Raw genomic sequence first — 26297 nt, 5'->3', positions numbered from 1 at the left:
GAGCGGGTTCCTCTGTCCCGGCGTGCCTTCTCCTCCGGCGCGCGGTAGCCCTGACGTCGACCTACGAGCCCTCACCACCGCCTCATCCTCTTTAATGGCCTCCGTGTGTCTATTTCGTCCCCCTTAGTAGGCGGATCATGCGCATTGCGCGCTGTGTGCCCGGCGGACGCGCCTGACCAGGATGAATATGACACTCAGGGACGCGAGCGCGCCGACGGCCGCGGCGGCGGCGATGGCCGCGTGGACCGCGACGCGCTTCTCGTCCCTGGCGATGACCTTGATGGGGCCCGGCCGGCCGCCCGCCAGCGGCTTGGCGGGGTCCTGCGCATGGGAGCCTGCGGCGGCCTCGGTGTACCCGGCCAGCTTGCCGGCCTCGGACAGGGCCCTGGCCGCGTTCACGACGCCGAAGCCGGTGGCGATGTCATACCCTCCCGGCGGCCGGTCGGTGGCGCCGGTGGTCAGAGCGCGGGCGACCAGCGGCGGCGACATATCCGGATATTTCGCCTTAATGAGGGCGGCGACTCCGGAGACCAGCGCGGTCGCCTGCGAGGTGCCCCGCCCGACCCAGTACTCGTCGCCGGGGCCCGCGCCCATGATGTCCACGCCCGGGGCGGCCACCAGCACGGAGGAGTTCCAGTTGGAGAACGTGGCCCGGCGCAGCCGCCCGTCCGTCGCCCCCACCGAGACGACCCCGGGGAACGCGGCCGGATAGGAGTAGGGGGCGTAGTCCGCGTCGATCTTCCTGTCGCCGTCGTTGCCCGCGGCGGCCACGAGCACGACGCCCTTGGAGATGGCGTAACGGATGGCCGCCCGCTCCTCCCTGGTCGCCAGCTCTTTGGAGATCGACATGTTGATCACGTCTGCCCCTTCGTCCACGGCGTAGCGAATGCCCCGGGCCACCACGTTCTCGAAACGCTCCGCCGAGTTGAACTCCTGGAAACCCGGCTCCTCGTCCTCGAGGATGACCCTTACTGACAGTACGTCCGCTTCGGGCGCTACGCCGATGATCCCCAGTTTTCCTCCGGGTCCGTGCCCGTGACCGGCGATCAGAGAGGCCATGTACGTGCCGTGCAGGCGGAGCGGGGCGACCCCTGGGGGGTTCGCGCCCGCGGTGAAGTCCTTGCCCACCCGCACCGAGTCCACCAGGTCGCGATGGCGCGGATCGACACCGGAGTCGAGCACCGCCACCGTCACCCCACGACCCTTGCTGGTGCGCCACGCCTGGGTCAGCTCCAGCGTCTTGATGACCGGCTGCTGACCCCCGCGCACGTCGTCGGCCCATGCGGGCGCAGCCGTGAGCAGCAGCACTCCGGCCGCCGCGACCGCCGCACCCCTCCTCAGCATGATCCGCGTACTGCCCAGGCTCAGCACTGCCACTCCTTGGCCGTGCATGCGGGCATCTTCGGCGTGCTCAGGTCGGTCAGCACGTGCTCGGCGATCTCGGTGGCGAAGGCGAAGATGGCGGGCCGCTGCTCGTCCGCCGCGCCCGCGGGCCGCCCGTCCACCTGGCCCGCCGTCGTCAGCACCAGGTACGGCCCGGCCTGCCGTACCGAACCTGACTGCCGCACGCCAGGGGTGAAGCGGTCGGCCACCGTGCCGCTGAAGGCCAGCGGATACAGGCCCGGCACGGGTTTGCCGCTGTCGGAGAAGGCAGTCCTGGCGCGTACGGCGCCCGGCTCGTCGCGCATGGCCACCACGCCGATCGTGACGAGCACACCGCGCAGCGCGTCGACATAGGTGGCCCGGAGCACGCCCCTGCAGCCCGCCTTGCGCAGCGCCTTGACCGCCTTGGCGTCGACGGGGTCGCAGGAGGTCTGGGGCGAGATGCCGATCCTGCTGGCACGTTCCTGCCCGCCCTGCTCGGCGGAGTACGGCAATGTGGCGGGGAAGATACGGCCGCTGGGCCAGGTGCGCCAGCGCTCGGCGACCTCACGCCTGGCCGCTCCCTGCAGCTCCGCCGTGCTGGGACCGCGGGTGAGCTCCGTGCCGGCCGCGCTGCCCGCCACCCCGGCGGCCACCGCGCAGACCAGCGTCAGCGCGGAGGCCACCACGAGTGTGGGCCAGGGGCGAGCGGAGTTCACCCCATCGACCTTAATAGGGGCGTCCGGGGAACTTCCCCAGAAACCCGTTAGTAGGTGGGCAGGCTCGGGTTTACCGTCTTGATCCAGCTCAGGACGCCACCGCCCACATGGACGGCGTCGGAGAACCCGGCGTTCTTGACCACGGCGAGGGCCTCGGCCGAGCGCGCGCCGGACTTGCAGTGGAGCACGATGCGCTTGTCCTGCGGCAGCTTCTCCAGGGCCGAGCCGTTGAGGAACTCACCCTTGGGGATCAGCGTGGCGCCGGGGATGGAGACGATCTCGTACTCGTTCGGCTCGCGGACGTCGACGAGGAAGATGTTGTCGCCGCGGTCCTGCATCTCCTTGAGCTCCAGCGCGGTGATGGTGGAGCCGCTGGCGGCCTCGGCGGCCTCATCGGAGATCGCGCCGCAGAACGCCTCGTAGTCGTCGAGCAGTTGCGTGACCGTCGGGTTCTTGCCGCACAGGACGCACTCGGGGTCCTTGCGGACCTTGACGTCGCGGTACTTCATCTCCAGGGCGTCGTAGATCATCAGCCGGCCGACCAGCGGGTCGCCGATGCCGGTGAGCAGCTTGATGGCCTCGTTGACCTGGATGGAGCCGATCGACGCGCACAACACGCCGAGCACGCCGCCCTCGGCGCACGAGGGCACCATGCCGGGAGGCGGGGGCTCCGGGTAGAGGCAGCGGTAGCAGGGTCCGTGCTCGGCCCAGAACACGCTGGCCTGGCCGTCGAAGCGGTAGATCGAGCCCCAGACGTACGGCTTGCCGAGCAGCACCGCGGCGTCGTTCACCATGTAGCGCGTGGCGAAGTTGTCGGTGCCGTCGACGATGAGGTCGTAGCCGGAGAAGATCTCCATGACGTTTTCCGTGGTCAGCGCCGTGTTGTGGATGACGACGTCGACCAGCGGGTTGATCTCGCGGACTGACGCCGCGGCGCTCTCGGCCTTCAGCCTGCCCACGTCGGACTGGCCGTGGATGATCTGGCGCTGCAGGTTGGACTCATCGACCACGTCGAAGTCGATGATGCCGAGGGTGCCGACGCCCGCCGCCGCGAGGTACATCAGCGCGGGCGAGCCCAGGCCCCCGGCGCCCACACACAACACCTTGGCGTTCTTCAGCCGCTTCTGCCCCGCCATGCCCACGTCGGGGATGATCAGGTGGCGCGAGTAGCGGCGCACTTCGTCGACGGTCAGCTCTGCGGCCGGCTCGACCAGGGGTGGCAACGACACTTTCTACGCTCCCGTTCCAGGGGGTCCTATCTCACCTTGAAACCTAGCTGGCGAGTGGGGCATTCCCCAATCGAGTCTCACGGATCAGACTGCGTGCTTCCGCCGCCACGACCTGCGGCATCTCCATCATCGCCACGTGGCCGGCCGTCGGCAGCAGCACGAGCCGGACCTGCGGGAACGTACGGTATGCCTTCGCGGCCATGGCGGGCCGGACGAGGCGGTCGTGTCTGCCGTGCACGATCAGGGTCGGAGCTTTGACCTTGGCCGCCTGGCGCCACAGGTTGGCCTCGCCGCGGCGGAAGTACTCGGCCACGATGCCCCTGGCTGAGCCGATCATGGCCTCGCCGGAATGCGGGACGTCGTCGCGCCTGCGGAGCTCGTCGATCGCGTCGCGCAGGCGTACGGGATGGACGTTGCCGGTGTTGGCCCAGACCATGGCCATGGAGGCGTTGATGCGCTGCTCGGCGGGGACCAGGGGGAGCCGGCTCGCCACCCAGTCGCCCAGCACGGGGATCGCGGCGGCGGCGATGCGGACGGGGCCGTACCTGGGGAGCAGGTCGGGCAGGGCCGGGGAGACCAGGGTGAGCGAGCGGACCAGGTCGGGGCGGGTGGCGGCGACCCTGACGGCGATCGCGCCACCCAGCGAGTTGCCGAACAAGTGGGCCGGGCCGGTGTGCTCCATCAGCTCGGTCACGGCTCTGGCGTGGCCGGCGACGGTGTAGTCGCCGTCGGACGGGGCGGGCGAGAAGCCCGCTCCCGGGAGATCGATGGCGTGGCCGGTGACCGTGTCTTTGAGCTCGTCCATGAGATCGGTCCAGTTGGTGGCCGAACCGGCCAGGCCGTGCACGAAGACCGCCTGCTCACCGGGGCCCGTGCCCGTCGATCGGACGTGCACCGAGCCGATCATGCGTCCCGGCCAGTGCGGGATCGGCTCCGCCATCATGTGTCCTCCTTGTCGTTCCGCGAAGGCCTCTTCTCGTTCCTTCAACGATAACCATCAGGTCTGGATGGGGCACGGAATCCGTACAGAGCGGGTTTCATGACCATCTTTCGGACATTTGGCACCCGATCATGGGGTCAGGCCACGGACGGCAGCCGCTCACCGGACCTCCTCCGGTCCGGCGTCCACTCCAATCAATGCGGACATATCGGCCTATTTAGTTTCATAAATGTCTAATGGATCTCATGCCAGACTAAGAGTGCGGTAAAAGCTGTAGCCCCCCGTTTGTGGCAGTCAAGGCCGGAAAACATGACAACCAAGCGGTACTCAGCGTGACAGCACGGGCACTCACCGTTTACGGCGGGCGAGTCGAGAAGGCGGGCATTGCGGGGCACCGCGAAAAGCGGAAGACATCCACAGGGAAGGCACGACGCCGACCCCAGACAATGATGGCCGCCGTGGCGCAATAACGCATCTCGCCGGTGACACCGGTGCGCGTCAGCATGCCTGCCCTCACCACTACGGCGAAATGCGAACGCCACCACCACTGGCGCGAGCGAGCGACCCTGCGCCATGGCAATACATATGTTCGCGGTTTTTCCGCGCCTGGGAGCGACATCGCAAACGAGGACATCACCGTTCGCGACGCCGGCACGGCCACCAGGAAAGCCCGGCCGGCACGACGGTCGATGTCATCTACGTTTCCATAGCGGAACAATCGGACATATCGAGCCATTTCATTGGATAGATGTCTAATGCGAGCAATAAGAGTGTTAATGCATAGCAAAATAGGGTGATTCCTGTTTGCCTGGCCACCGCTCCGGAAATGACTTTCGGCGGATGACTCTTCAGCAGCCGTCCAGGAACCTGTTTTCAGGCATCCGAAAACGTCGAGAACGGGGCAACAGATCCTTTAGGGGGAAAACGAAATGCCCAACCTCAAGAGTGTTATGGCGGGCCTCGCCATCAGTACGCTGCTGACCGGCGGCGTGGTCGGCCTCGGCGCCACCGCCGCCGACGCGTTCACCGGCAGGACCATCCTCAGCGGCGACGACGACGACCACGACGAGCACGTCTTCTTCGACGACGACGACGATGACGACGACGACGACAACTTCGCCGAGTTCCTGCCCTTCTTCTTCAACCACAACAACGGCTTCGACAACAACGGCCACTTCGGCGGCCGTCACTGCGGCCGGGGCGGAGGGGGCGGCTGGAAGACCAACCGTCGCAACGTCTGCGTCACCGTCTTCAACGACAACCAGAACTTCAACTTCGATCACAAGAAGGACAAGAGGCGCGAGTTCGAGAAGGACCACCGCGAATTCGAGCACAAGAACAAGAGCAGGAGCATGCGCTGACGCGCCGTGCGCTGACAGTGCAGGGATGAGTGCCCGTCTTCACGGGCGGCCACGGTTCACGTGAAGTGGATCCGGCCGGTGAGTGATGGGCTCTCGGGAGCGGTCCGCGTTTCCTTCGCGGTTCGGCCTGAGATTCACTCTCCTCGTCTCACGACAATTCCTGGTGAGGGCTTCATCGGTATCCGCCGGGGAGCCCTCACTTCGCCTCGTTCCATTTCTCGCCATTCCGCAATTCGGGGAATGACGGCCATCGGCGTCAAACTTTCCCCGAACCATAGAAACGCCTACTGTCGGGCAAAAGTGAATAATTCCGGTTTGCTGGCCATTCGGCTGGAAACATAGAGGATATGGATGGTTTTTGCTCAGCGGCCATTCAGAGTCATTTCCCGGCACTCCGGCTCTGCCGTTTTCGGGAAGTGTCGAAAACGGGGCAATCGATCCTTTAGGAGGAAAACGCAATGCCCAAGCTCAAAAGTCTTATGGCGGGCCTCGCCATCGGTACAGCGATGTCTGGCGGCGTGATCGCCGCGGGCGCGACGACGACCGCGGCCAACGCCGGCACCGCCCAGGTCAGCACCGGCGCGCCTGTCCTCATCGGGGGACACGGTTGCGGCTGGCGGCGCTGCGGGGGCTGGGGCGGCTGGTGGCGCAAGCACCACCGTAAGGACCGCATCGACATCCAGATCTTCAACAGGAACCACAACTTCAACTTCAAGCGCGACCACAAGAACGACCGCGACTGGGAGAAGCACGACGAAGAGTTCGAGTTCTCGCACGACGGCCGGAGGGGCGGCGACGGGGGCTGGGGCGGCGACGCCAGCAGCGACGGCGGCGGCGGAGGCGGCGGCGGCGAAGGTGGCGGCGGCGGTGGCGGCGGCAACGAGGCCGGCGGCGGCGGCGGAGGTGGCGGCGGCAGCGTCGGCGACACCAACAACATCGGCAGCAGCGGTGATGCCTTCGGCGGCATCGGCGGCGACGGTGGCCGCGGCGGCGACGGCGGCATTGACGCAGACATCCGCTGAGCCCGTGGCGCGCTTTCCCGCGCCACTCGGCTCCAGAGTCCGCTGACGCGGGAAACCGTGGCAACACGAACGAGTGCCCGTATTCGCATCGGATCGACATCCACCGCGAATACGGGCACTCGCCTTGTCTCTCCTCCATCACACCGGCCGTGCCGCCCACCGCCCGTCACGTACCGCCCACTGCACGGCGCACCGCGCGGCGCATGGCGCGCCGCCCACCGCACGGCGCATCCCCACCGCACGGCGCACCCACCGCAGCGCGCATCCCCACCGCGCAGCGCCCACCGCACAACGCCCACTGCACAACGCCCACTGCACAACGTCCGCTGCCCGCGGAGTGCACGAGCCTGGACGGCCCCGTCTGTGAGCACGTGGCGATCGCGGCTACCCGGACCCGCCGACGGACGCCTCCGTGAAAGCCCCCTGGCTCTTCCGGCGTGATGGCTTGGGAACTCTCCCGACGTGACGGGCCGCGATGGCGGGCGCCGTGAACCTGCCTGTTCACCACTGCCGACCGGACAGGCGCATCAACGCGATCGACCACCGCCGGCCAGGAGCCGGATCGGCGACATCGCCCAGGGCCAGGCGACGCCGTGTCCGAACGGCCCGCGAAGCCCTCGACGTCGTCGGAGTCACCGGCCGGTGAGCCCGAGGGCGATCGAGGCGACGCCCGATCAAGTCCCGCGCACATGGCACGGCCCTAAGGCGATGGACAAAAAGGGGAGTGCCCGTATTCGCAATGGATGTCGATCCTTGCGAATACGGGCACCTATTTGGGTGACCGGAGTTCATCGCCTTGGCGGACTCCGGAGTGGCGCAGGGAAACGCGCCACCTGCTCAGACCGAGACGTCAGCTGTCGTCACCGTCGAGGAACCGGTCGCGGAACTCGCGGAACCGGTAGTCCCGCTCGTCCCGGTGGTCCCGGTTGGCATTGAAGTTCTGGTTGTTGTTGTGGATAAGAATCCGGATCGTCTGGGGACGGTGGTGGCGCCGCCAGCCGCGTCCCCAGCCCCATCCGCAGCGACGCCAGCGGTGGCAGCGGGCGACCTTGGTGAGGACGGACGTCCCTGCGCTGATCTGAGTGGCGGTGCTGGCGCTGGCCGCGGTCGTCGTGGCGCCCACGGCGACCACGCCGCCGGTCAGCGCCGTGCTGATGGCGAGGCCGGCCATAACATTCTTGAACGTTTTGGGCATTGCGGTTCCCCCCTAAAGGATCGATTGCCCCGTTCTCAGAGCTTCCCAAATCCAGTACGACCGGAATATCGGGAAACGCCCCCGGATGCCCGCTAGGCGAATCATCCGTACCCTGCATATTTCCGGCCGAATGGCCAGCAAACCGACATTGTCCACTCTTGCCCGACACCAGGCATTCACATGGCTCAGCAGTAACACCTCGTGGCATATAACCGCCGCCTCTCGCCCAGCCAGGGCGGGCTTCCGGCGAACGGCACACGGCATCGGGCACAAATAGAAAGGCACCTGGACAGGCAGCACTCGCCTCGCCGGACATGGCACAGTGAGGGCTCCCTGGCCGATGCCAGTGGAGCCCTCACCAGGAATTGCCGTGGAGACCAGAAGCAGGCACTCATCCCTGCGCTGTCAGCACACGGTCAAGTCAAACCACGTCAGTCGTCGTCATCGTCGTGGTGCTTGAAGAACTTCTCGATGTCGTACTCCCTGTGGTTGTGACGGTCCCTGTCGAAGTTGAAGTTCTGGTTGTTGTTGTGGACGAAGACGTTGGTCCGGTTGTTGTGGCGACGCCCCCAGCCCCAACCGCCGCACCGCCAGCCGCAGCCGTGTCCGATGAGGACGGGCGCGCCGGAGGTGGCCTGGGTGGTGCCGGCGCTGGCCGGGGTCGTCGCACCCATGGCGAGCAGGCCGCCGGACAGACCCGTACTGATGGCGAGGCCCGCCATAACACTCTTGAGCTTGGGCATTGCGTTTTCCCCCTAAAGGATTTGTTGCCCCGTTCTGGACGTTCTCCGATTACTCGGAAAACGTCTTGGACGCCTGCTGAAGAGTCATCCGCTGAATGTCATTACCGAGGACGTAGGGGTACAAACGGGAATCGCCCTATTTTGCCGTACAATAGCTATGCTATTGCTCGCATTAAAGATTTATCTCATGACATGCTATGAATTATCACGATATGTCCCATTTGGCGGATCGCCGGGCGCGTACGAGTGCGCTTCTCACACGGCGCAGACTGGAGCCCGGTCAGACGGAAGGGCCCCTCACACAGCGTGGACCCTGGTCGCGCGTAATGCGCCCCATGCGTGTCCCACTCATGGCGGACGAGCGATCGGGAGGGTTATCGGGGCAGCTGTGGGCGCGAAGAGCATCGCCCAGGACGCCTCAATCAGGCCCGCAGAGGGCCGCAGGCAGCCTCAGGCGGACTTGCGGGCCTTGCGCTTCGCGGGGGCCTTCTCTTCGTCCTTGGACTTGCCCGCCGCTTTCTTCGCCTTGGCGGGCTCGCCGGCTTCGCGCTCCCGCTTCGCGGCCTCCACGCTGGCCCGCAGCGCGGCCATGAGGTCCACCGCCGGGCGGGCCTCCTCTTCCTCCCCGGGAGGAGGGACTTCCTTGCCCGCCACCTTCGCCTCGATCACCTGCTGCAACGCCTCGCGATAAGCGTCGTGGTACTCGCTCGCGTCGAAGTCCGACTCCATCGTGGTGATCAAGGACTCGGCCATCTTGAGCTCCTGGGGCCGTACCTCGATGTCCTCCTCGAGGAAGGCGAAGTCCGGCCTGCGGATCTCATCGGGCCAGAGCATGGTCTCCAGGACGAAGACGCCGTCCCGTACCCGCAGCGTGGCCAGGGACTCGCGCTGGCGCAGGGCCACCTTGACCACCGCCACCTGGCCCGAGCTCTCCAGGGCGTTGCGCAGCAGCACGTACGGCTTCGCCCCCTGCGCGTCCGGCTCCAGGTAGTACGACTTGGCGAAGTAGATCGGGTCTATCTGTTCGGCCGGGGCGAACTGGAGGACGTCGATCCTGCGTGACGTGCTCAGCGGCAGGCCCTCGAAGTCCTCATCCGTGAGCACGACCATCTCGCCGGACGCCAGTTCGTACCCCTTCGCGATGTCGGAGTACGGCACCTCCTCGCCGTCCACCGTGCACACGCGCTTGTACCGGATCCGGCCGCCGTCGTCGCGGTGCACCTGGTGGAACGCCACATCCTTCTGCTCGGTCGCCGAGTAGAGCTTGACGGGGATCGTGACCAGCCCGAAGGAGATCGCACCTTTCCAGATGCTGCGCATGGTCACTCCTCAGCTCGCATGGGTTTGCCATTGGGCACATACCCGTCATGGGGCAACCAATGCCATACCCGGTCGAACCGATGCTGGCCGTACCTGGGGAACTACCCTCCGACCGCGAGCGGTACGGGCTGGAGGTCAAGTGGGACGGCATCCGCGCCATCGTTCATCTTGATGGCGGGCTGAGGGTGACGGGTCGACATGGGGTGGAGTACACGCGGCGGTATCCGGAAATTTCGGGGTTCGGGATAAAGAACGCGATCATCGACGGCGAGGTCGTCGCGCTCGACCGGCGCGGCAGGCCCAGCTTCGAGCGGTTGCAGCACAGGATGCACCTGACCGATCCCGAGCCGATCATGCTGGAGCTGTACCCCGTCACGTACATGCCGTTCGACCTGCTCTATCTCGACGGCACGCCGCTGTTCGAGCTGCCCTACCGGGACCGTCGGGCACTGCTCGACGAGCTGGACGTCGGCGCTCCCCCGTACTTCCCGGGGGACTCCGACCTGCTCACGGCCACGTACGAGCAGGGGCTCGAGGGCGTGGTCGCCAAGCGGCTGGACTCGCCCTACCGGCCGGGTACGCGCTCCCCCTGGTGGATCAAGGTGAAGAACCTGATCACCAGGGAGGTCGTGGTCGGCGGCTGGAAGCCGGGGAAGGGGCGGCGGGCGGGCGGCGTCGGGTCGCTCGTGATGGGGGTGTTCACCGACCAGGGGTTCACGTACGTGGGGCATGTGGGCACCGGGTTCACCGACGCCGTGCTCGACGATCTCTATCAGCGGATGCGGCCGCTGGAGATCCCGCGCAGCCCGTTCTGCAACGAGGTTCCGTGGCGGAACCGGTGGGTTAGGCCGGAGCTGGTCGGGGAGGTGGCCTACACGATGTGGACCGACGAACAGCGGCTGCGGCACCCCGTGTGGCGCGGGCTGCGGCCCGACAAGCTCCCCGCGGAGGTGACGCTATGAAGGTTCCGGTCAAGGTCGACGGGCGCGAGCTGACACTGAGCAACCTGGACAAGGTCCTCTACCCGGAGTACGGCTTCACCAAGGCCGAGGTCATCGACTACTACAGCCGCGTCGCCCCCGTGCTCCTCCCCCACCTCCAGGGCAGGCCCCTCACCGTCAAGCGCTACCCGAACGGCGTCACCGGCCAGTCCTTCTTCGAGAAGAACGCCCCCGACCACACCCCCTCCTGGGTGCGGCGGGCCACCCTGCCCGCCCCCGGCAGCACCAAGAACCGCGAGACCATCGACTTCGCCGTCGTCGACGACCTGCCCACGCTCGTCTACTACGCCAACCTCGCCGCGCTCGAGCTGCACGTGCCCCAGTGGCGCGTCGGCGAGGACGGGGAGCCGCTGCCGCCCGACACGCTCGTGTTCGACCTCGACCCCGGCGCGCCCGCGACGATCGTCGAGTGCTGCGAGGTGGCACTCATGCTGCGCGAGGTGCTGAAGAGCGAGGGGCTCACCGCCAGGCCGAAGACCAGCGGAAGCAAGGGCATGCAGCTGTACGCCGACTGGGACTGCCGCGAGGAGCCCGCCGCGTACGCCAGGAGGCTGGCCCGGCTTCTGGAGAAAGAGCATCCCAAGCAGGTGGTCAGCGTGATGACGAAGAAGGCCAGACCTGGCAAGGTGTTCATCGACTGGAGCCAGAACAACCCGGCCAAGACCACCGTGGCGCCTTACTCCCTGCGGGCCAGGGAGCAGCCGACCGTCTCGACCCCGCTGCTGTGGAAAGAGGTCGAGGGCTGTGAACGGCCCGAGGAGCTGGTGTTCACGGCGCCGGACGTACTCGCCAGAGTGGAGAAGCGCGGCGACCTTTTCAGCCGGGCGTAGGCTGGTTCCGTCCGCACCTTAAGGGGGACCAGAAGATGTCGGAGATGGACATACGCGGGGACGAGCTCTCCTACGACGTGGAAGAGGAGGCGGAGCTGTCGATCGAGACGCCCGAGGCCGACGCCGCCGATCAGCATCACGAGATACGCGAGAGCGCCGGCAGGCTCCGCTTCGAGCTGCCGCTCGACGTCGATCCCGCCGACGCGGCCGATCAGCACCGCGTCGTGGACCTCGACGACGACGAATATCGCTGACTACGGCCTCCGCGACGACTCGGCAGACTCGGCTGACTCGGCATCTGGGCGACCGAGCCCGCCTCACGGAGTGAGGCCGATACGACTGGCCTGCTCGCACGTAGGATGTCCGCACAGCCCGCTGAGAGACCTATGGAGACCCGTGTGACCGCAACCCCGGATGCGAAGCCCCGGGGCACCCGCCTGCCCCGACTGGCGCGCCGCCGGCAGCTGCTGAGCGCCGCGCAGGAAGTGTTCGTGGAGAACGGCTATCACGCGGCCGCCATGGACGAGATCGCCGACCGCGCAGGGGTCAGCAAGCCGGTGCTCTACCAGCACTTCCCCGGCAAGCTGGAGCTCTACCTGGCGCTGCTCGACCTCCACGTCGACGACATGGTCAACCGGTGCCGGGAGGCGCTGGCCTCCACCAACGAGAACAAACTGCGCGTGCAGGCCACGTTCAGCGCGTTCTTCGACTTCGTCTCCACGCAGGGCGAGGCGTTCCGGCTCGTGTTCGAGTCCGACCTGCGCAACGTCGCGCCCGTGCGGCAGCGCGTGGAGCGCTCGTTGCAGGAGTGCGCGGAGATGGTCAGCGCGGTCATCCAGGAGGACACCGGATGCACCAGCGACGAGGCGCACCTGCTCGGCATAGGCCTGGTCGGCATGGCTGAGGTGAGCGCCCGCTACTGGGTGACCACGCACGGCTCGATCCCGAAGGACGCGGCCGAGCAGCTCATGGCGCGGCTGGCCTGGCGCGGCATCAGCGGTTTTCCGCGTACGGCATAACCCGTTCGCTGGCCGCGATCATTTGCGCCGTTCGCGGGTACGAGCCGCCACGATGGGAGTGAGCCAGCCCATCGACTAAGGAGCCACGATGGAAGTCAAGATCGGCGTACGCTCGGTACACCGCGAACTCATTGTCGAGACCGACCTCACCCCCGAGCAGGTCGAAGAGGAGCTCAGAAGCGCGTTGTCGGTCGAGCGTGGCGTGTTCGCCCTGACCGACGTCAAGGGCAGGCGGGTCGTGGTGCCGGTGTCGTCGCTCGGTTTCGTCGAGATCGGCGAGGACGACGCCAGGCCCGTCGGGTTCGGCGGCACCCTCTAAAGGCTCCTGACCTGGGGGTACGGCTAACGCGCCGTACCCCTCCCCTGGGCGCCCTGCCTTGTCGGCGCACCGCGCCTGCTGCGCCCGCCGTAGTGGGCGTGATGCATCACGGTCGCTGCCATGTAGGCGTGATGCAGCGCGGCCACGGCTGTGTGCCGCTATCGGCGTGCGGTGGGTCCGGTCAGCGGAGAGTCCCGAGCAGGCAGGCGCGGGGTGGGCGGGGGCGGAGGGTGGCGCGGTGCCCAGGCTCCGCGGTCGGGCAGTGTGCGCTCTCCCTCCGCAGCGCAGGGCGCGAGGTCCAGCGGTTCGGCGCACATCTCGTCGTCAAGGAACTGCCGTAGCGGCGCGAGGCCCTCATATCTGGCACGGTACAACCGTTCCGCGCCCTCGCGCCGCTCGATAGACAGACCCGTGACTTTCCGCAGCCGCGGCCGCTCAGATGCCCAGGGTGGCCATGCGCTTGTTGTGCGCCTCCGTCAGTGTCGCGAAAAGTCGGGAAATATCGGCGGCACCCTCCGCCGACACCAGCAGCAACGCCAGCTCGGGCCGCGCCGAGGCCACCTGCTGCCCCTGGCTGAGCGCCTCGCCTACGAGCCGCCGGGCCCACAGCGCCAGCCGCCCGGCCTCCGCGGGCGCGGCCTCGATCCCGGCTCTGACCCGCTCGACCGCGAACTGCGAGCGCCCCTCGTCCACCAGCACCTCGTCCACCAGCTCGGCGATCGAGGGATCGAGATGCCTGGCCGCCTCGCGGTAGAAGTCGAGCGCGATGCCGTCCCCCACATACGTCTTGATCAGCGCCTGCAGCCAGTCGGCCGGCTTGGTCTGCGCGTGCCAGGCGTCCAGCGCGCCGACGAACGGCGCCATGGCCTCGTCGGGATCGGCCCCGAGCTCGGCCAGCCGGTCGCGCAGCAGACGGAAATGGGCGTACTCGGTCACGGCCAGCTCGCTCAGCGCCGCGCGGTCGGCCAGCGTGGGCGCCAGCGTGGCGGCGTCCTCCGTCATCCGCGCGTACGCGCTGAGCTCCGCATAGGCGAGCACACCGAGAAGGTCGACGACTCCTGGAGACTCCTTCATGACAGGCAGCGTACTTCGCAGAATCTGCGGGAACATACGCAAGCTCGGCCTGCGTTGTGGTATCGAGTACACTGCTCTGTGAAAGTGCGACCGCACTGTGTAAATTCGAGGGTTTCCCCCGAATACCCCCACTTCTGGGTGCGCGGTCGCTGATGACGCGAGAGGGCTGGCTCTACCGCGAGGACCCACATAACGGGGGCTGTTTCACGCCCGTCGGTCCCGGCAGGCCCGCCTTCATTTGAGAACTGAGGCAGGCCACGCTGACGACTTTCCGAGACCTCGGAGTCACACCAGAGATCGCCGATGCCCTCGAGACCGAGGGCATCGTCACACCGTTCCCCATCCAAGAGATGGCTCTCCCGCTCGCCCTGACCGGCCAGGACCTGATCGGCCAGGCACGCACGGGCACGGGCAAGACCTACGCGTTCGGCATCGCCATGCTGCAGAGCATCGGCAAGCCGCGCAAAAACCGCAAGAAGCCCCGCGGGCTCGTCGTCGTGCCGACCCGCGAGCTGGCCGTGCAGGTCAGTGAGGACCTCGTCACCGCGGCAGGCAAGCTCGGCTCCCGGGTCCTGACCGTGTACGGCGGGCGCGCGTACGAGCCGCAGATCGAGGCGCTGAGGGCCGGCGTCGACGTCATCGTCGGCACCCCCGGGCGTCTGCTCGACCTGGTCAAGCAGAAGCACCTCGACCTGAGCCAGGTCACGACCCTCGTGCTCGACGAGGCCGACCGCATGCTCGACCTGGGCTTCCTTCCCGACATCGAGCGGATCTTCAAGCTGATCCCCGCGCAGCGGCAGACGATGCTGTTCTCGGCGACCATGCCGGGCGAGATCGTCGCGTTGTCGCGCAAATACCTCAACCGTCCGACACACGTGCGAGCCGAGCACGAAAGCGGCGAGGGTGAGGCCACGCCGCAGGTTCGCCAGATCGTGTGGCGCGCGCACCGGATGGACAAGATCGAGATCGTCGCGCGGCTGCTGCAGGCCGAGGGCCGCGGGCTCACCATGGTCTTCTGCGAGACCAAGCGGGCCTGCGACATGGTCGCCGAGCAGCTCGACACCCGTGGCTTCGCGGTCGCGGCCGTGCACGGCGACCTCGGCCAGGGCCAGCGCGAGCAGGCGCTGCGCGCGTTCCGCAACGGCAAGATCGACGTGCTGGTGGCCACCGACGTGGCGGCCCGCGGCATCGACATCGACGACGTCACCCACGTGGTCAACTACGACTGCCCCACGGACGACAAGACGTACGTGCACCGCATCGGCCGCACCGGCCGGGCCGGGCGCACGGGCATCTCGGTCACGTTCGTGGAGTGGGAGGAGCTGACCCGCTGGAAGATGATCAACCAGATGCTCGGGCTCGACTTCGCCGAGCCCGAGGAGACCTACTCCACCTCGCCTCACGTCTACTCCGAGCTGAACATCCCCGAGGGCACCAAGGGCGTCCTGCCCCACGCGAACCGCTCGCGTGCCGGGCTGTCCGCGGAGCGCATCGAGGATCTCGGAGAGACCGGCAGGACTCGCGGTCGTGGTGGCCGTCGCCGCGACGAGCGCGAGGAGCGCCCTGCCCGTACGCCACGCCAGCGCCGCCGCACCCGTGGCGGCAAGGAGCTGGCGGAGACCGCAGCCGTCGAGACTCCGGAGGTCGAGCTCGTGGATGCCAAGGCGGAGGAGACTCCCGCGATCTTCTCAGCGGACGAGATCAAGGTGGCCGCCGAGCCGAAGCGGACGCGTACGCGGAGGGGGGCGGCTTCCTCTGCGATCGAGCAGGCGCTCGCCGAGGCCCCCGAGGCACCGGTCAAGCCCACGAGGTCGCGCCGGGGCGCCGGCGCCGCCCCCGAGGCTGACGCGCCGGTGGTGGCCGAGGAGGCGCCGGTGAAGAGCACCCGCTCTCGCCGCACCGCCACCAAGACCGCCGCCGCCATCGTCGAGCCCGAGACCGTCGCGAAGCCCGCGGCCGTCGCGGAGCCCGTGACTGTTGCGGAGCCCGTGACTGTTGCGGAGCCCGTGACTGTTGCGGAGCCGGAGCCGTCCTTCCTCGCGACCCCGCCACCGCCGGTGCGCAAGGAGCCGGAGCGGATCGTCCCGCCGAACCCGTTCACGGTGATCTTCCAGTCTCCCGACCTGGCCACGGACGACGACGACATCGCCCCGTCCGCCGCCACCGAGCGCAAGCAGCAGCGCCGCCAGTCCAGGGGCGGCGGCGGCAACCGCCGCCGCGCGGGCTGAGCACCGTCTGAGCAGGGCGCGCACCCGGCCGGGTGCGCGCCCTTTCGCCCAGGTAGACCCCTCCACGGTGTCGAGCTGCTGACCTCTGGGTATTGTTGCCCCACGTGAGTACGCCGCGATTCCTCGATCTGCCTCCTGGCGTCGCACCACAGAAGATCGAAACGCCGCAGGGCACGTTCGCGGCCCTGGACGCGCGACCGGTCAGTGGTGTGGTTGAGCGCTGGCCCGCGCTGCTGGTCCCCGGCCTGACGGGCAGCAAGGAGGACTTCATCGCGATCCTGATGACCCTGGCCCAGTCGGGGCGCAGGGTCGTGGCCGTCGACCTGCGCGGCCAATACGAGACGCCGGGCCCCGACGACCCGGCCGCCTACACCTGCCCGTCGCTCGGCGCCGACGTCGACGCGCTCGCCCAGGTCATCGGCGGCGGAGACCCCGTTCACCTGGTTGGCCACTCGTTCGGCGGGCTGGTGGCCAGGGAAGCGGTGATCGACGGGCGCACGCATTTCGCGTCGTTCACGCTGATGGGCTCGGGTCCGGCGGCCATCGAGGGCAGGCGGGCGATCAACGGCATGAAGCTCATGGAAGAGGTGCACGCGTTCGGCCTGGAGCACGTGTGGCACCACAGGCTCGAGCCCGAGGCGCTGTCCGGCGACGTGTCCGACGAGATCCTGGTCTTCCTGCGCAAGCGCCTGCTCACCAACTCGCCGATCGGGCTGGCGTGCATGGCCCAGCAGGTGCTGTCCATGCATGACCGTACCGACGAGCTGCGCCAGATCGAGGTGCCCACGCTCGTGCTGTACGGCGAGCACGACGACGGGTGGCCGCCCGAGGTGCAGTCGGAGATGGCGGCCAGGCTCGGGGCCGAGTGCGTGGTCGTGCCCGGCGCCGTGCACTCCCCGAACGTCGAGGCGCCGGAGACGACGGCGGCGGCGCTCGTGCGGTTCTGGAACGTGGCCGAGAAGCACTATTTGGACATAAGATTTAATATCATGTAATTATCCACTTACTATGGCGAACATCGAAGACCTCGTCGTCCAGCCGCCGCAGAGCGTGACGTGGCTGGTGCATCTCGACCGTTCGATGTGGGTGGGCGGCGTACGTGGTCTCATGCTGCAGGCACTGCACCCGCTGGCCATGCGCGGCGTCTGGCAGAACTCCAACTTCCAGGAGGACCCGTTCGGCCGGCTGCGCCGCACGGCCGACTTCGTGGGGCGGGTGACGTTCGGCAGCCCGGCGGAGGCGGACGAGATCGGCCGGCGGGTGCGCGGCATCCACAAGGCGCTGCGCATCCATGATCCCGAAACCGGCAGGACGCACCGGGTGGACGACCCCGAGCTGCTGCTGTGGGTGCACTGCGCGGAGGTGTCGTCGTACCTGGAGGTGGCCAGGCTCGGCGGGCTCGGCCTCACCGAGCGCCAGGCCGACCGCTACCTGTACGAGCAGCGCAAGAGCGCCACGTACGTCGGCCTGCACCTCGAGGACGTGCCCGGCTCGTGCGCGGAGATGGACGCCTACTTCAAGCAGGCACGCCCCAGCCTGCGCGTGACGGAGGAGGCGGCCTCGACGGTGCGGTTCCTGATGTGGCCGAGGCTGCCGCACGAGCTGAGGCTGCTGTCCCCCGGCAAGCCCGCCTACTTCCCGTTCGGCGCGCTGTGTTACTACACGCTGCCGGAGTGGGCCAGGCGGATGTACGGGGCGCTGCCGGAGGTTCCCCGCGCGACCGTCACGGCCGCGCTGAAGGCGTTCAGGCTGGGCCTGAACTCGTTGCCGGAGCCGATGCACGACCGGGCGTTCATGCCGGCCACGAGGGAGATGCTGCGGGCGTCCAGGGAGCGGCTCGGCGCGGCGGGTTACGACGTGAGCAAGGGTCTCAAGGGCCTGACCGATCCCCGTCGCTGGCCGACGGCGCTGGCCGCCTGACCGGCAGCAGCGCCCCGGCGTCCTCAATTTCCGAGAAGGCCATTGGGCCAGATCCACTGTCCCCGGCGCGTGGGGCGCATCGCGTCGATACCAGGCACCACTGGGCTGCGGACTGCTTGAGAGATCAGGCTTTCGACCCCGGCACGGGCCGCGTAGCGCTGTTTCCACTCGTCGGTGTCTTGAGCCTGGCGGGCGGCTTGGAAGGCTTCGTGGCGTTGGCGGGGCACGAGGGTCAGGCCCCCGGCGTTCGGTCGGGAGGCGAGTGCATTGTGCCCGCACAGGGCAGAGGCCGCAGTGTTCGGCGGACAAGAAAGGGAGGCCCGCCTGAGACTCTAACGACATGCCCCCTCGTTGCATCCGACCAGCGACTCTCAGCCACCACAACCATGCACGGCAAACAGTCACACTGATTGATGAATTGCTCAGCAGAGTCCTTCAGGCGGGAGGTGAAGGCCCGCGCGGGAAGGCCCCCGAGGGCCGGAGCGTGCCCTGATCCGCACTTGGAACCGGGCATGATCACGTCTGATCTTCGCTCATTTCTGGGGCCGGTCCTGGGACTGGATGTACGTGCGGATGGTGGCCAGGCTCGCGCCACCGGTCGAGCCCGCGTAGGACTCGGTCAGCTTGCATTCGAACTTCTCGCACACTGCTTTTATGATCTGTTCGCAGTGCTTCAGCATGGGTCGGTGAAGACGTCTCGCCGATATTTCGCGACAAACACCAAATGTGCGGTGAGGTCTTGGATGCAGTGATGTCCCGCTCTGATTTCGGAATTCGGTTTCCGTCGCAATGACATATACCAAACGATAAGGTGAGCCGCGTGGGGCTGGAGAGACGCAATCGTGCTCATATTGCGCGCCTGGAGTTGGACTGGCGGCAGATCGCCGTCTTGGACGGTCAGGCGCACAACGCGCGCGTGGTGTGGAACCTGCTGCACGAATTCTTCACCTTCCGTCAGGGCCGGTTCGCCTCGCTCGCGGCGTGCGACGAGGCCATCCGGGAGGCCCGTAAGGAGATCGACTGGCTCAGGGATCTGCCCGCGCAGGCGGCGCAGGCCGTGCTGAAGACCTACCGGCAGGCGTGGGCGAACTTCTTCAACCCCGGCCACCCGGCCGGGCGCCCCACGTTCAAGAGCCGCGTCCGCTCGCGAATGGCTGTGGACGTCCCCCAGGGGCGGGATCTGAACATCACCCGGATCAACCGGCGGTGGGGCGCGGTCAACATCCCCAAGCTCGGCCAGGTCCGCTTCCGGTGGACGAAAGACCTGCCGGGGTCACGAAGGGCGGACCGGACGGGAAGATCACCGGGGCGCGATTGGTGAAGGAGGCCAATGGGTGGCACATCGTGTTCCGTACCCAGACCAAGCAACCGGTGCCTCCCTCGCGCACGGGACCGGCAACGGCGATCGACCGGGGTATCACCGTCCCGCTTGCCCTGGCCACCGGAGAGAAGATCTTCCACCGCAAGGACTGGCTGACAGGCGGAGAACAAGCCCGCCTGCTCCGCCTGGAACGCAAAGCCGCCCGCCAGAAAAGAGCGGCCGAACCCGGCCGGCCCACCAGCAGCCGGCTAAGACGAACCTACGACCAGATCGCTCGCCTGCGCGCCAAAGCCAAACGCCGGGCCATCGACTGGCAACACCAGACCACCGCCAAGCTCGCCGATCGGTTCTCCGTCATCGTGCTGGAAGACCTCAAGGTCAAGAACATGATGACCTCCGCCTCCGGCACCCTCGAACAGCCGGGCAAGAACGTTGCTCAAAAGCGGAGTCTGAACCGCGCCATCGCCAGCCAGGCGTGGGGGCGCACCGCCGACTTCCTCACCTACAAGGCCACCGACAAAGGCGGCAAGGTCGTCTTCGTCCCGGCACCGGGCACCAGCCAGGAATGCCACGCCTGCCACACGATCACCGAGGGCTCCCGCGAGAGCCAGTCGCGGTTCGTGTGCAAGAACACAGCATGCGGGTGGATCGGCAACGCCGACGTCAACGCCGCCCGCACCCAGTTGTACCGGTACAACTCAGCCGCCGGACAGGCGGTCACCGGACGTGGAGGCCCTGCACCACTGGGGCCGGTGAAGCGTCAAGCACCTCATGGCGAGACTACCCGCACCACCCCGCAAGGGGTGGCCGCGTAACGGCCATGAGAGCCCTCCCCATTCATGGGAGGAGCACGTCAAGAGCTCAGATAGGGCTACGCCGCCAACGCCAGACTGCGGTGCCGAGGGTCCTGTCCTTGGGGGCCGCGCGCCGAGGCCCGCCGGCGGGGCGGGCCGGGCGGTGCGTTACTCGGCGAGGGCGTCCCACGGGCGTCGGTCGGGGGCGGCGGCCTGGCCCTCGGGGCAGTGGCGGCGGAAGTCGCACCAGGAGCAGATCGGCCCGGGATTGGGGGCGAACAGCTCGTCGATCTCGTCCGGCACCACTGCCGGCCCGACGAACTGCCGCTCTCCCGGCACGGAGGTGCCCGGCCCTGAGCGCGAGGCAGAGGCCCCCGGCACGGAGGTGCCTGGCCCTGAACGCGGGGCAGAGGCCCCCGGCGCGGCCGCTCCCCGCCCCGAGCGCGAGGTGGTGGCGCCCTTGGCGGGTGGGCTGACGAGGGTGCGGTAGCGTTCGTCGGCCTCCGACGCCTCGGTCGCGAGCTCCTCCGCGCGCCGCAGGTGGCGGGCGAGCGACTCCTCGGTGTGCCGCCACTCCACGATCTCGCCGGTGGGCAGGTGGTGGAGCTCGACCGAACGGCAGGGCGTGCGCATCATCGTGGAGGCGGCGATCGCGTAAACGGCCAGGGCGAGCGACGAGCGGGCGTCGTCCTGGGTGAGCGGGCGGCGGCCGGTCTTGTAGTCGACCACGACCAGCTCGTCGCCGCGCCGGTCCAGGCGGTCGATGCGGCCGGACACGGCGATGACCTTGGTACGGGTGGCGACCGTGCGCTCGACGCCCACAGGGTCGTCACTCGGGTCTAATGTCGCGACATATCCGGACACGAGGTCGCGGGCGCGGCCGAGCCAGTGCCCCGACTGCTCGGCGTCCCTGAACCCCTCCGTGATCCATCCGTTCGTGACCAGGATGGCGGCCGTCAGCGGCGTCCTGCGCTCGTACGGCTCCCGCCACCACCCCGCAAGTGCGTTGTGCACGCTCGCCCCGACGCTGTTGTGCGCCCAGGCGGGCCCCTTGGACGGCTGCGGCCGGTCCAGGTAGCTGAACCGGTAGCGGCGCCGGCAGTCGAGCCAGGCGTTCAACCGCGACGGCGTGCACGAATAGAGCCGCCGCGGCATCCCGTCCAGCGGAAGCTGCGTGTTCATGGCCTCCACTCCGTGGCGGCGGCCCGGTCGCTGGGGCTCCCTCGCACCCTAGTCGTCGCTCGGGTCGAGCTTGATCCCGGAGAGCTTGGTGCCGTCGGTGAGCGGGCCCTCGTCGTCGGAGTCGCCACGGGTCAACGAGCCCGACACCCAGTCGTCGAAGTGCGGCTCCAGGTCGCCGATCGTGACCTCGTCGCCGTGGACGGCCAGCACCCGCGTGTCGCCGGGCAGCGTGAACAGCCGCCCGCCGATCGAGGTCAGCTGATCGGCCAGGGCGGGGTAGTCGCCGCCCAGCTTCCCGGGGCCGTCAGCCTGGAGGGCCTTGCCGGTGAACACGGCCGAGAGCGCCTCGCAGTAGAGCGAGACGCCGCCGGGCGTGATGCCGGGCGTCTCCAGGACATCGAGCTGGACGTCGGCCACCTCGAAGATGCCGTCGTCCTCCATGTCGATGTCGGGCCAGGTCTCGCGCCAGGTCTCCCGCCACAGGGGCTTGTCCTTGGGGTGCAAGGCGACGACGGCCTCGTCTCTGCTGGCCACCTCGATGGCGGCCCCGACGTGGTCAGGCAGCCCCGCCGTGCAGATGACGGCGAGCACTTCCCGCTCGCCGACCTGCTCCAGGATCTTCTCAGCGTCACGCGCCGCGTCGATGACGATCACTTCGTCGTCGTCGCCGATGATCCAGGTGTTGTTCTCGACCTTGTGCTCGGTGCCGTCGATCTCGACGACGCCCTCGGTCACCACTCGCTCGATACGCGCTGTCACGTCTCCGAACTCTAGTCCGTCTGCCTCAGAGCGCGAATCGAGCTCAGTCCTCGAGTCTCGGGGAGAACGCGCCGAACGGCACATCCAGGTCGTGATCCCGCGCGTCGAGCAGCGAGAGCTCGGCGAGCGCGATCATGCATCCGGCGTCGGCCGGCCAGGCGATGGCCCACAGCCAGTTGCCCAGCGCCTCGCCCGCGTAGACGGCACGGTCGTCGGCGGCGCCCACGCACCAGAGCGCGGTGGGATGCCCGAGCACGTCGATCTTGGCGTTCGGCGGTCCCGAGTCGAACCCCTCGCCCGGGTCAGGACCGTCGAGCCCCGCGAACGCCGCGCCGAGCCCGATGCCCGGCTCCTCCGCGATGATAAGCAGATCGGCGGGTCCTTCCATGAGCGACGGCCCCGCCAGCGCGACCACGCTGGCGCGGGCGCCGGTGCGCTGGTCGCCCACCTCGCCGAATCCGGTCACCAGCCAGCCGGCGGGCAACGGCCAGGGCAGCCACACGGGCACCACGGCGCTCTTGCGTATGGCCTCCAGCGCCGTACTGGTCGGCGGCCAAGGAGGCTGATACGGCAGGACATCACCGTGCGTGTCACATCGAAACGCGCTCGACCACGCACTCGGCCCGTGAAGCGGGCCAAAACACCGTGGACAGGTAGGAGCCGCTCTCACAACTACCCACGGTGCTTTCTCTGGCACCGGCCCGTCAAGGGCGCTTCCCGTTGTCCCGTCGTAATCTTGGTCATGTGCGCGTAAATTGTGTCGGCGCGATTATTTTCGATGCCTCCGACCGGCTGCTTCTCATCAAGCGAGGACGTCCGCCCGGCGTGGGCCTGTGGTCCATTCCCGGCGGCCGGCTGGAGCCCGGGGAGAGCGACGCCGACGGGGTGCGGCGCGAGGTCCTGGAGGAGACCGGGCTGCAGGTCGAGGTGGGCCGCCTGGCCGGCACGGTGGACCGCCCCGGCCTCGGCGGGGACACGTACGTGATCCGCGACTACCTCGCCAGCGTGACGGGTGGCGTGCCGGCCGCCGGGGACGACGCCGCCGACGTGCGCTGGTTCGACATCGAGGAGCTGGTACGGCTGCCGCTCTCCGAAGGGCTCCTCGAGTCGCTGACCGGCTGGGGCGTGCTCTCCCGCTGACTACCTGTTCGAGGTGAGGCTGGAGGTCCACAGGATCAGGTGGTCGGCGTTGTACGTCGTGGACCGGCCGAGCGCCACGACCTCCGACCCCGACACCGCCACGGCCGTCAGCCACTGCGCACCCTGCCCGGCCAGCCGGTCCTTCGTCAGCACCATGCGGTTCCACGAAAGACCGTCCTGTGAGGTCCAGGCCGCGCTGTCGCCCTCGCCGGGAACGCCGTGCCAGCCCACCGCCACCAGGCCCTCCTCCGCCGCCGCCAGGTCGTACACCGCCGCCGCCTGCTCCGCGGGCAGCCAGGCCGTCTGCCAGCTCGTGCCGTCGTCGTCCGAGACGGCCGCGAAGGCGCGACGGGAGCCGCCCGTCACGGCCGTGCCGATGGCCACCAGCTTGTCCTGATAAGTCGTGACCCGTCGGAGTCCGGCCGAGGTGGCGTCCGGCGGGGTCACGCGCCTGCGCGAGCTCCAGTTCACGCCGTCCGGGGAGTACCAGACCACGCTGCTCTCCTGGTCGGCGCCGCCGGAGCCGCCCACCGCCACGTACCCGTCCCCGCCGGCGACGGCGTCGTAGATCCGCACCCCGGAGCCGCCCTGCGGCAGCTTCTTCGACCTGGTGAACTTGCGCAGGTCAGGCGTGAACCACATGGCGGCCACAGCCGTGCCCGCCTGGTCCCTGGACTCGCCCGCCAGCACGTACCCCTTCTTGCCCGCCGTCACCACGTGGGTCTCCAGGTAGGGGTCGTTCGGGTTGCGGGCCAGGTCGCCGGAGACGCTCACCTTCCGCCAGTTCTCGCCGTCGCCGGAGGTGACGAGGAGGGGGTCGGTGACGGCCACGTTCGTCTCGGTGGAGCCGACGGCGAGCCAGCCGCGGCCGCCGTGTGCCACGTCCTCCAGCGTCTGCCGGCCTGGACCGCCGAGGCTCATGGACTTCCAGCTCTGCCAGTCTCTGATCGTCCACAGGCCCGCGTCGCCGGAGGCCGAGCCGACGGCGACGTACCTGCCGGCGAAGCCGGCCAGCGCGGTGGTCTCGCGCGCGATCCTGGTCAGGCCCTCGACCTGGCCGAGCTGCACGCGCGAGGCGGTGCCGCGCGGGGGCGCGGTCATCAGCACGAGCTGGTTGTCGACGTCGGAGGCCGCCTGGTCGCCGCCCGCGAACAGGGTGCCGCCGTCGGCGATCGTGAACCCGCGCAGCGTCGCGCCCGGCAGGTTGCCGAAGTCGGTCCGCCTGGCCCACTGGCGCCCGTCGGCGCTGGTCAGCACGGAGTACCGGCCGAGGCTGGTCTGCGCGATCGCCGCGACACCCGACGGGTAGGAGATCAGCGACTCGACGCCGGGGCTCTCGCCGCTCAGGCCGCCGATGGAGCCGCACTGCGACCACTGTGCCCCGGTCGGGGAGCAGTAGACGCGCACGTCCCCGGTGATCACGCGCTTGCGCCACGGCACCAGCACGAACCCCTTCGGCTGCACGGCCACCGTCCCGGCACGCGGCATGGCCTCCGGAAGCTGGAAGCCAGTCGCCTGCCAGTGGCGCCCGCCGTCGGCCGAACGGAGCACCCGCGATCCCTCGCCGACCGCGGGGGCTCCGATGGCCACGACCGTGTCGCCCTTGGCGACGACCGCCTTGATCTCGCGTACTTCCAGCTCCCTGGTCTCGATCCGCTCCCAGGCCCTGCCGTCGGCGGAGCGCCAGGCCGCCGGGCCCGTCCCGCCGTCGTCTCCCGTCGTACGGCCCACCACCACGAATCCGGACGCCGTCCTGGCGATGTCGTGGATCTGGTCACCGGGCCTGAACGCGGCCAGCCCGGACTCCGCCACGGCCGTCCAGCTGTACCCGTCGGTGCTGGTCCACAGGCCGCGCTCGGACACGCCGTCTCCGCCGGCGGCCAGCCAGCGCCCGTTGCCGCCGACGACTCGCTGGACCGTGGGGGTGGAGGCGCCGTTGACCTGACCGAGCTGCCAGTTCTTGCCGCCGTCCGGCGAGAACAGGAAGAGCGGGCGCGGTGTCGGGTTCGTCGTGTCGCTGCCGACCGCCACCACCGCACGGCCGACGGAGGTCATGTCGTTGAGCTTCTGGTTGGCGCCGTCACCGGCCGCGGGGACGGTGAACAGGTCGTCTCCCGACCGCCCGGTGCCCGCCTCCAGCCGCAGGCCGGGCGCCTCGTCCTCGGTCCACTGCCAGACGAGCACGCCGGCGGCCACCAGGACCACCATGGCCAGCGACAGGACGACGGGAACGGTCCTGCTGCGGTGGCGTACGGGGCTGGACCTGCGGACGGCGGCGGGGGCCGGGCCTCTGTGGTGCCTGCCGCTCGAGCCCTGCGGGCCCGGCTGCCCCGTGGCGACGAGGAGGTCGGGCCGCGTGGGCCGGCCGGCCGGCGGCCGCCCGACCCGCCGTACCTCGGGCTCGCCGTCCTCGTCGGGCCGCTGCTCGGGCTCGGCCGGCTCCTCGTCCTGCTCGGGAGCCGCCCGCTCGACCGGGTAAACCAGCCGGTACGGGGGCTCGCTCCGGGGCGCGGGCTCCCGCTCCCCAGGCTCGGGAGAAGGCCTGGGCTCGGGGAAAAGCTCGGACTCGTGGGGAGGCTCATGCTCGGGAGAAGCCTCGGGTTCCGCCTGCCGCTCGCCGCGGGACGTCTCCTGAGGGGGATGGACGGGGGCACCGGCCACGAGCTTGTCGGGCCGGTTGACGATGCGGCGGGGGCGGCGGCGCGGCTCGGCCTCTGGCTCGGCCGTGGGCGAGCTGTACGGCATGCGCCCCTTGGGCGGCTCCTGCGGCTCGTCCTCCGGCACGGGGGCGGCGAAGGGCGGCATGCCCCAGGGCGAGG

25 protein-coding genes are annotated in these 26297 nt (G+C 68.7%); 13 read left to right on the top strand and 12 right to left on the bottom strand.

What is annotated here, in order from left to right:
- Nucleotides 1-135: 135 nt before the first annotated feature.
- The 4 genes from ABN273_RS10995 to ABN273_RS10980 are packed head-to-tail and all read right to left on the bottom strand — an operon-like array spanning nt 136 to nt 4253.
- Nucleotides 136-1371 carry a S8 family serine peptidase gene (locus ABN273_RS10995; protein ID WP_349448580.1) on the bottom strand — a complete coding sequence of 412 codons (1236 nt, stop codon included), beginning with the start codon at nt 1369-1371 and terminating at the stop codon, nt 136-138.
- Nucleotides 1365-2081, bottom strand: a complete 717-nt coding sequence (locus ABN273_RS10990; RefSeq protein ID WP_349448579.1) for a hypothetical protein — start codon at nt 2079-2081, stop codon at nt 1365-1367. Before ABN273_RS10990 ends, ABN273_RS10995 begins: the two co-directional genes overlap by 7 nt.
- Nucleotides 2082-2128: 47 nt before the next feature.
- Nucleotides 2129-3310, bottom strand: a complete 1182-nt coding sequence (moeZ, locus tag ABN273_RS10985; RefSeq protein ID WP_349448578.1) for an adenylyltransferase/sulfurtransferase MoeZ — start codon at nt 3308-3310, stop codon at nt 2129-2131.
- 43 nt (nt 3311-3353) lie between these two features.
- Complete coding sequence (locus tag ABN273_RS10980; protein ID WP_349448577.1) at nt 3354-4253, bottom strand: alpha/beta fold hydrolase; 900 nt, start codon at nt 4251-4253, stop codon at nt 3354-3356.
- A gap of 926 nt (nt 4254-5179) precedes the next feature.
- On the opposite strand from ABN273_RS10980, the gene ABN273_RS10975 reads away from it, so the two are divergent.
- Both ABN273_RS10975 and ABN273_RS10970 read left to right on the top strand, forming a co-directional pair.
- On the top strand, nt 5180-5611 hold the full coding sequence (locus ABN273_RS10975) for a hypothetical protein (protein ID WP_349448576.1): 432 nt from the start codon (nt 5180-5182) through the stop codon (nt 5609-5611).
- Nucleotides 5612-6069: 458 nt separating this feature from the next.
- Complete coding sequence (locus ABN273_RS10970) at nt 6070-6633, top strand: hypothetical protein (RefSeq protein ID WP_349448575.1); 564 nt, start codon at nt 6070-6072, stop codon at nt 6631-6633.
- Between the two features lie 850 nt (nt 6634-7483).
- On the opposite strand, the gene ABN273_RS10965 is transcribed toward ABN273_RS10970, so the two are convergent.
- From ABN273_RS10965 to ku, 3 genes are all read right to left on the bottom strand, one after another.
- Nucleotides 7484-7828, bottom strand: coding sequence for a hypothetical protein (locus ABN273_RS10965; RefSeq protein ID WP_349448574.1), 345 nt, complete (start codon nt 7826-7828; stop codon nt 7484-7486).
- Between the two features lie 431 nt (nt 7829-8259).
- On the bottom strand, nt 8260-8571 hold the full coding sequence (locus tag ABN273_RS10960; RefSeq protein ID WP_349448573.1) for a hypothetical protein: 312 nt from the start codon (nt 8569-8571) through the stop codon (nt 8260-8262).
- A gap of 450 nt (nt 8572-9021) precedes the next feature.
- The gene (ku, locus tag ABN273_RS10955) at nt 9022-9891 is read right to left on the bottom strand and encodes a non-homologous end joining protein Ku (RefSeq protein ID WP_349448572.1); all 870 of its coding nucleotides are present in this window, start codon (nt 9889-9891) and stop codon (nt 9022-9024) included.
- 59 nt (nt 9892-9950) lie between these two features.
- Between ku and ligD (ABN273_RS10950) the strand changes: the two genes are divergently transcribed.
- The 5 genes from ligD (ABN273_RS10950) (at nt 9951) to ABN273_RS10930 (ending at nt 13060) form a co-directional block, all read left to right on the top strand.
- Nucleotides 9951-10853 carry a non-homologous end-joining DNA ligase gene (gene ligD, locus ABN273_RS10950; RefSeq protein WP_349448571.1) on the top strand — a complete coding sequence of 301 codons (903 nt, stop codon included), beginning with the start codon at nt 9951-9953 and terminating at the stop codon, nt 10851-10853.
- Entirely contained in the window at nt 10850-11722 is an 873-nt protein-coding gene (gene ligD, locus ABN273_RS10945; protein WP_349448570.1) for a non-homologous end-joining DNA ligase, read from the top strand. The genes ligD (ABN273_RS10950) and ligD (ABN273_RS10945) overlap by 4 nt, the downstream gene beginning before the upstream one ends.
- 44 nt (nt 11723-11766) lie before the next feature.
- The gene (locus tag ABN273_RS10940) at nt 11767-11976 is read left to right on the top strand and encodes a hypothetical protein (RefSeq protein WP_349448569.1); all 210 of its coding nucleotides are present in this window, start codon (nt 11767-11769) and stop codon (nt 11974-11976) included.
- Nucleotides 11977-12120: 144 nt separating this feature from the next.
- Nucleotides 12121-12741 (top strand): TetR/AcrR family transcriptional regulator, encoded by a 621-nt coding sequence (locus ABN273_RS10935; RefSeq protein ID WP_349448568.1) that lies wholly within the window; start codon nt 12121-12123, stop codon nt 12739-12741.
- Between the two features lie 88 nt (nt 12742-12829).
- Complete coding sequence (locus ABN273_RS10930) at nt 12830-13060, top strand: DUF3107 domain-containing protein (protein ID WP_349448567.1); 231 nt, start codon at nt 12830-12832, stop codon at nt 13058-13060.
- 435 nt (nt 13061-13495) lie between these two features.
- Here the strand turns inward: ABN273_RS10930 and ABN273_RS10925 are convergent, their stop codons facing one another.
- On the bottom strand, nt 13496-14134 hold the full coding sequence (locus tag ABN273_RS10925) for a ferritin-like fold-containing protein (protein ID WP_349448566.1): 639 nt from the start codon (nt 14132-14134) through the stop codon (nt 13496-13498).
- Nucleotides 14135-14484: 350 nt separating this feature from the next.
- Here ABN273_RS10925 and ABN273_RS10920 point away from each other — a divergent pair, with 350 nt between their 5' ends.
- From ABN273_RS10920 to ABN273_RS10900, 5 genes are all read left to right on the top strand, one after another.
- A complete protein-coding gene (locus ABN273_RS10920; RefSeq protein WP_349448565.1) occupies nt 14485-16362 on the top strand; it encodes a DEAD/DEAH box helicase in 1878 nt (625 codons plus the stop codon).
- A gap of 104 nt (nt 16363-16466) precedes the next feature.
- Complete coding sequence (locus ABN273_RS10915) at nt 16467-17357, top strand: alpha/beta fold hydrolase (protein ID WP_349448564.1); 891 nt, start codon at nt 16467-16469, stop codon at nt 17355-17357.
- Between the two features lie 13 nt (nt 17358-17370).
- A complete protein-coding gene (locus ABN273_RS10910) occupies nt 17371-18282 on the top strand; it encodes an oxygenase MpaB family protein (RefSeq protein ID WP_349448563.1) in 912 nt (303 codons plus the stop codon).
- 820 nt (nt 18283-19102) lie between these two features.
- Nucleotides 19103-19603: a hypothetical protein gene (locus ABN273_RS10905; protein WP_349448562.1), complete on the top strand. Its 501-nt coding sequence runs from the start codon at nt 19103-19105 to the stop codon at nt 19601-19603.
- Nucleotides 19600-20418 carry an RNA-guided endonuclease InsQ/TnpB family protein gene (locus ABN273_RS10900; RefSeq protein WP_349448561.1) on the top strand — a complete coding sequence of 273 codons (819 nt, stop codon included), beginning with the start codon at nt 19600-19602 and terminating at the stop codon, nt 20416-20418. The genes ABN273_RS10905 and ABN273_RS10900 overlap by 4 nt, the downstream gene beginning before the upstream one ends.
- A gap of 147 nt (nt 20419-20565) precedes the next feature.
- Here the strand turns inward: ABN273_RS10900 and ABN273_RS10895 are convergent, their stop codons facing one another.
- The 3 genes from ABN273_RS10895 to ABN273_RS10885 are packed head-to-tail and all read right to left on the bottom strand — an operon-like array spanning nt 20566 to nt 23008.
- Entirely contained in the window at nt 20566-21579 is a 1014-nt protein-coding gene (locus ABN273_RS10895) for a RecB family exonuclease (RefSeq protein WP_349448560.1), read from the bottom strand.
- A 48-nt stretch (nt 21580-21627) separates the two neighbouring features.
- Nucleotides 21628-22338: an MBL fold metallo-hydrolase gene (locus tag ABN273_RS10890; RefSeq protein ID WP_349448559.1), complete on the bottom strand. Its 711-nt coding sequence runs from the start codon at nt 22336-22338 to the stop codon at nt 21628-21630.
- A gap of 43 nt (nt 22339-22381) precedes the next feature.
- Complete coding sequence (locus ABN273_RS10885) at nt 22382-23008, bottom strand: DUF6758 family protein (RefSeq protein ID WP_349448558.1); 627 nt, start codon at nt 23006-23008, stop codon at nt 22382-22384.
- A gap of 74 nt (nt 23009-23082) precedes the next feature.
- Here ABN273_RS10885 and ABN273_RS10880 point away from each other — a divergent pair, with 74 nt between their 5' ends.
- Entirely contained in the window at nt 23083-23478 is a 396-nt protein-coding gene (locus ABN273_RS10880; RefSeq protein WP_349448557.1) for an NUDIX hydrolase, read from the top strand.
- Here the strand turns inward: ABN273_RS10880 and ABN273_RS10875 are convergent, their stop codons facing one another.
- Complete coding sequence (locus tag ABN273_RS10875) at nt 23479-26283, bottom strand: DUF6242 domain-containing protein (RefSeq protein ID WP_349448556.1); 2805 nt, start codon at nt 26281-26283, stop codon at nt 23479-23481.
- Between the last annotated feature and the right edge of the window lie 14 nt (nt 26284-26297).

Origin of the sequence: Nonomuraea sp. B19D2 (genome assembly GCF_040137845.1) — a bacterium.
In the GTDB taxonomy this organism is placed as follows: Bacteria; Actinomycetota; Actinomycetes; order Streptosporangiales; family Streptosporangiaceae; genus Nonomuraea.
This window is presented reverse-complemented; position numbering and strand designations above follow the sequence as displayed.

What these genes read in the sequence shown, in the direction of transcription:
- ku (WP_349448572.1), bottom strand. Translation starts at nt 9,891, where the DNA reads ATGCGCAGCATCTGGAAAGGTGCGATCTCCTTCGGGCTGGTCACGATC.
- ABN273_RS10965 (WP_349448574.1), bottom strand. Translation starts at nt 7,828, where the DNA reads ATGCCCAAAACGTTCAAGAATGTTATGGCCGGCCTCGCCATCAGCACG.
- ABN273_RS10910 (WP_349448563.1), top strand. Translation starts at nt 17,371, where the DNA reads ATGGCGAACATCGAAGACCTCGTCGTCCAGCCGCCGCAGAGCGTGACG.
- ligD (WP_349448571.1), top strand. Translation starts at nt 9,951, where the DNA reads ATGCCATACCCGGTCGAACCGATGCTGGCCGTACCTGGGGAACTACCC.
- ABN273_RS10940 (WP_349448569.1), top strand. Translation starts at nt 11,767, where the DNA reads ATGGACATACGCGGGGACGAGCTCTCCTACGACGTGGAAGAGGAGGCG.
- ABN273_RS10875 (WP_349448556.1), bottom strand. Translation starts at nt 26,283, where the DNA reads ATGCCGCCCTTCGCCGCCCCCGTGCCGGAGGACGAGCCGCAGGAGCCG.
- ABN273_RS10980 (WP_349448577.1), bottom strand. Translation starts at nt 4,253, where the DNA reads ATGATGGCGGAGCCGATCCCGCACTGGCCGGGACGCATGATCGGCTCG.
- ABN273_RS10970 (WP_349448575.1), top strand. Translation starts at nt 6,070, where the DNA reads ATGCCCAAGCTCAAAAGTCTTATGGCGGGCCTCGCCATCGGTACAGCG.
- ABN273_RS10930 (WP_349448567.1), top strand. Translation starts at nt 12,830, where the DNA reads ATGGAAGTCAAGATCGGCGTACGCTCGGTACACCGCGAACTCATTGTC.
- ABN273_RS10920 (WP_349448565.1), top strand. Translation starts at nt 14,485, where the DNA reads ATGGCTCTCCCGCTCGCCCTGACCGGCCAGGACCTGATCGGCCAGGCA.
- ABN273_RS10925 (WP_349448566.1), bottom strand. Translation starts at nt 14,134, where the DNA reads ATGAAGGAGTCTCCAGGAGTCGTCGACCTTCTCGGTGTGCTCGCCTAT.
- ABN273_RS10895 (WP_349448560.1), bottom strand. Translation starts at nt 21,579, where the DNA reads ATGAACACGCAGCTTCCGCTGGACGGGATGCCGCGGCGGCTCTATTCG.
- ABN273_RS10960 (WP_349448573.1), bottom strand. Translation starts at nt 8,571, where the DNA reads ATGCCCAAGCTCAAGAGTGTTATGGCGGGCCTCGCCATCAGTACGGGT.
- ABN273_RS10975 (WP_349448576.1), top strand. Translation starts at nt 5,180, where the DNA reads ATGCCCAACCTCAAGAGTGTTATGGCGGGCCTCGCCATCAGTACGCTG.
- ligD (WP_349448570.1), top strand. Translation starts at nt 10,850, where the DNA reads ATGAAGGTTCCGGTCAAGGTCGACGGGCGCGAGCTGACACTGAGCAAC.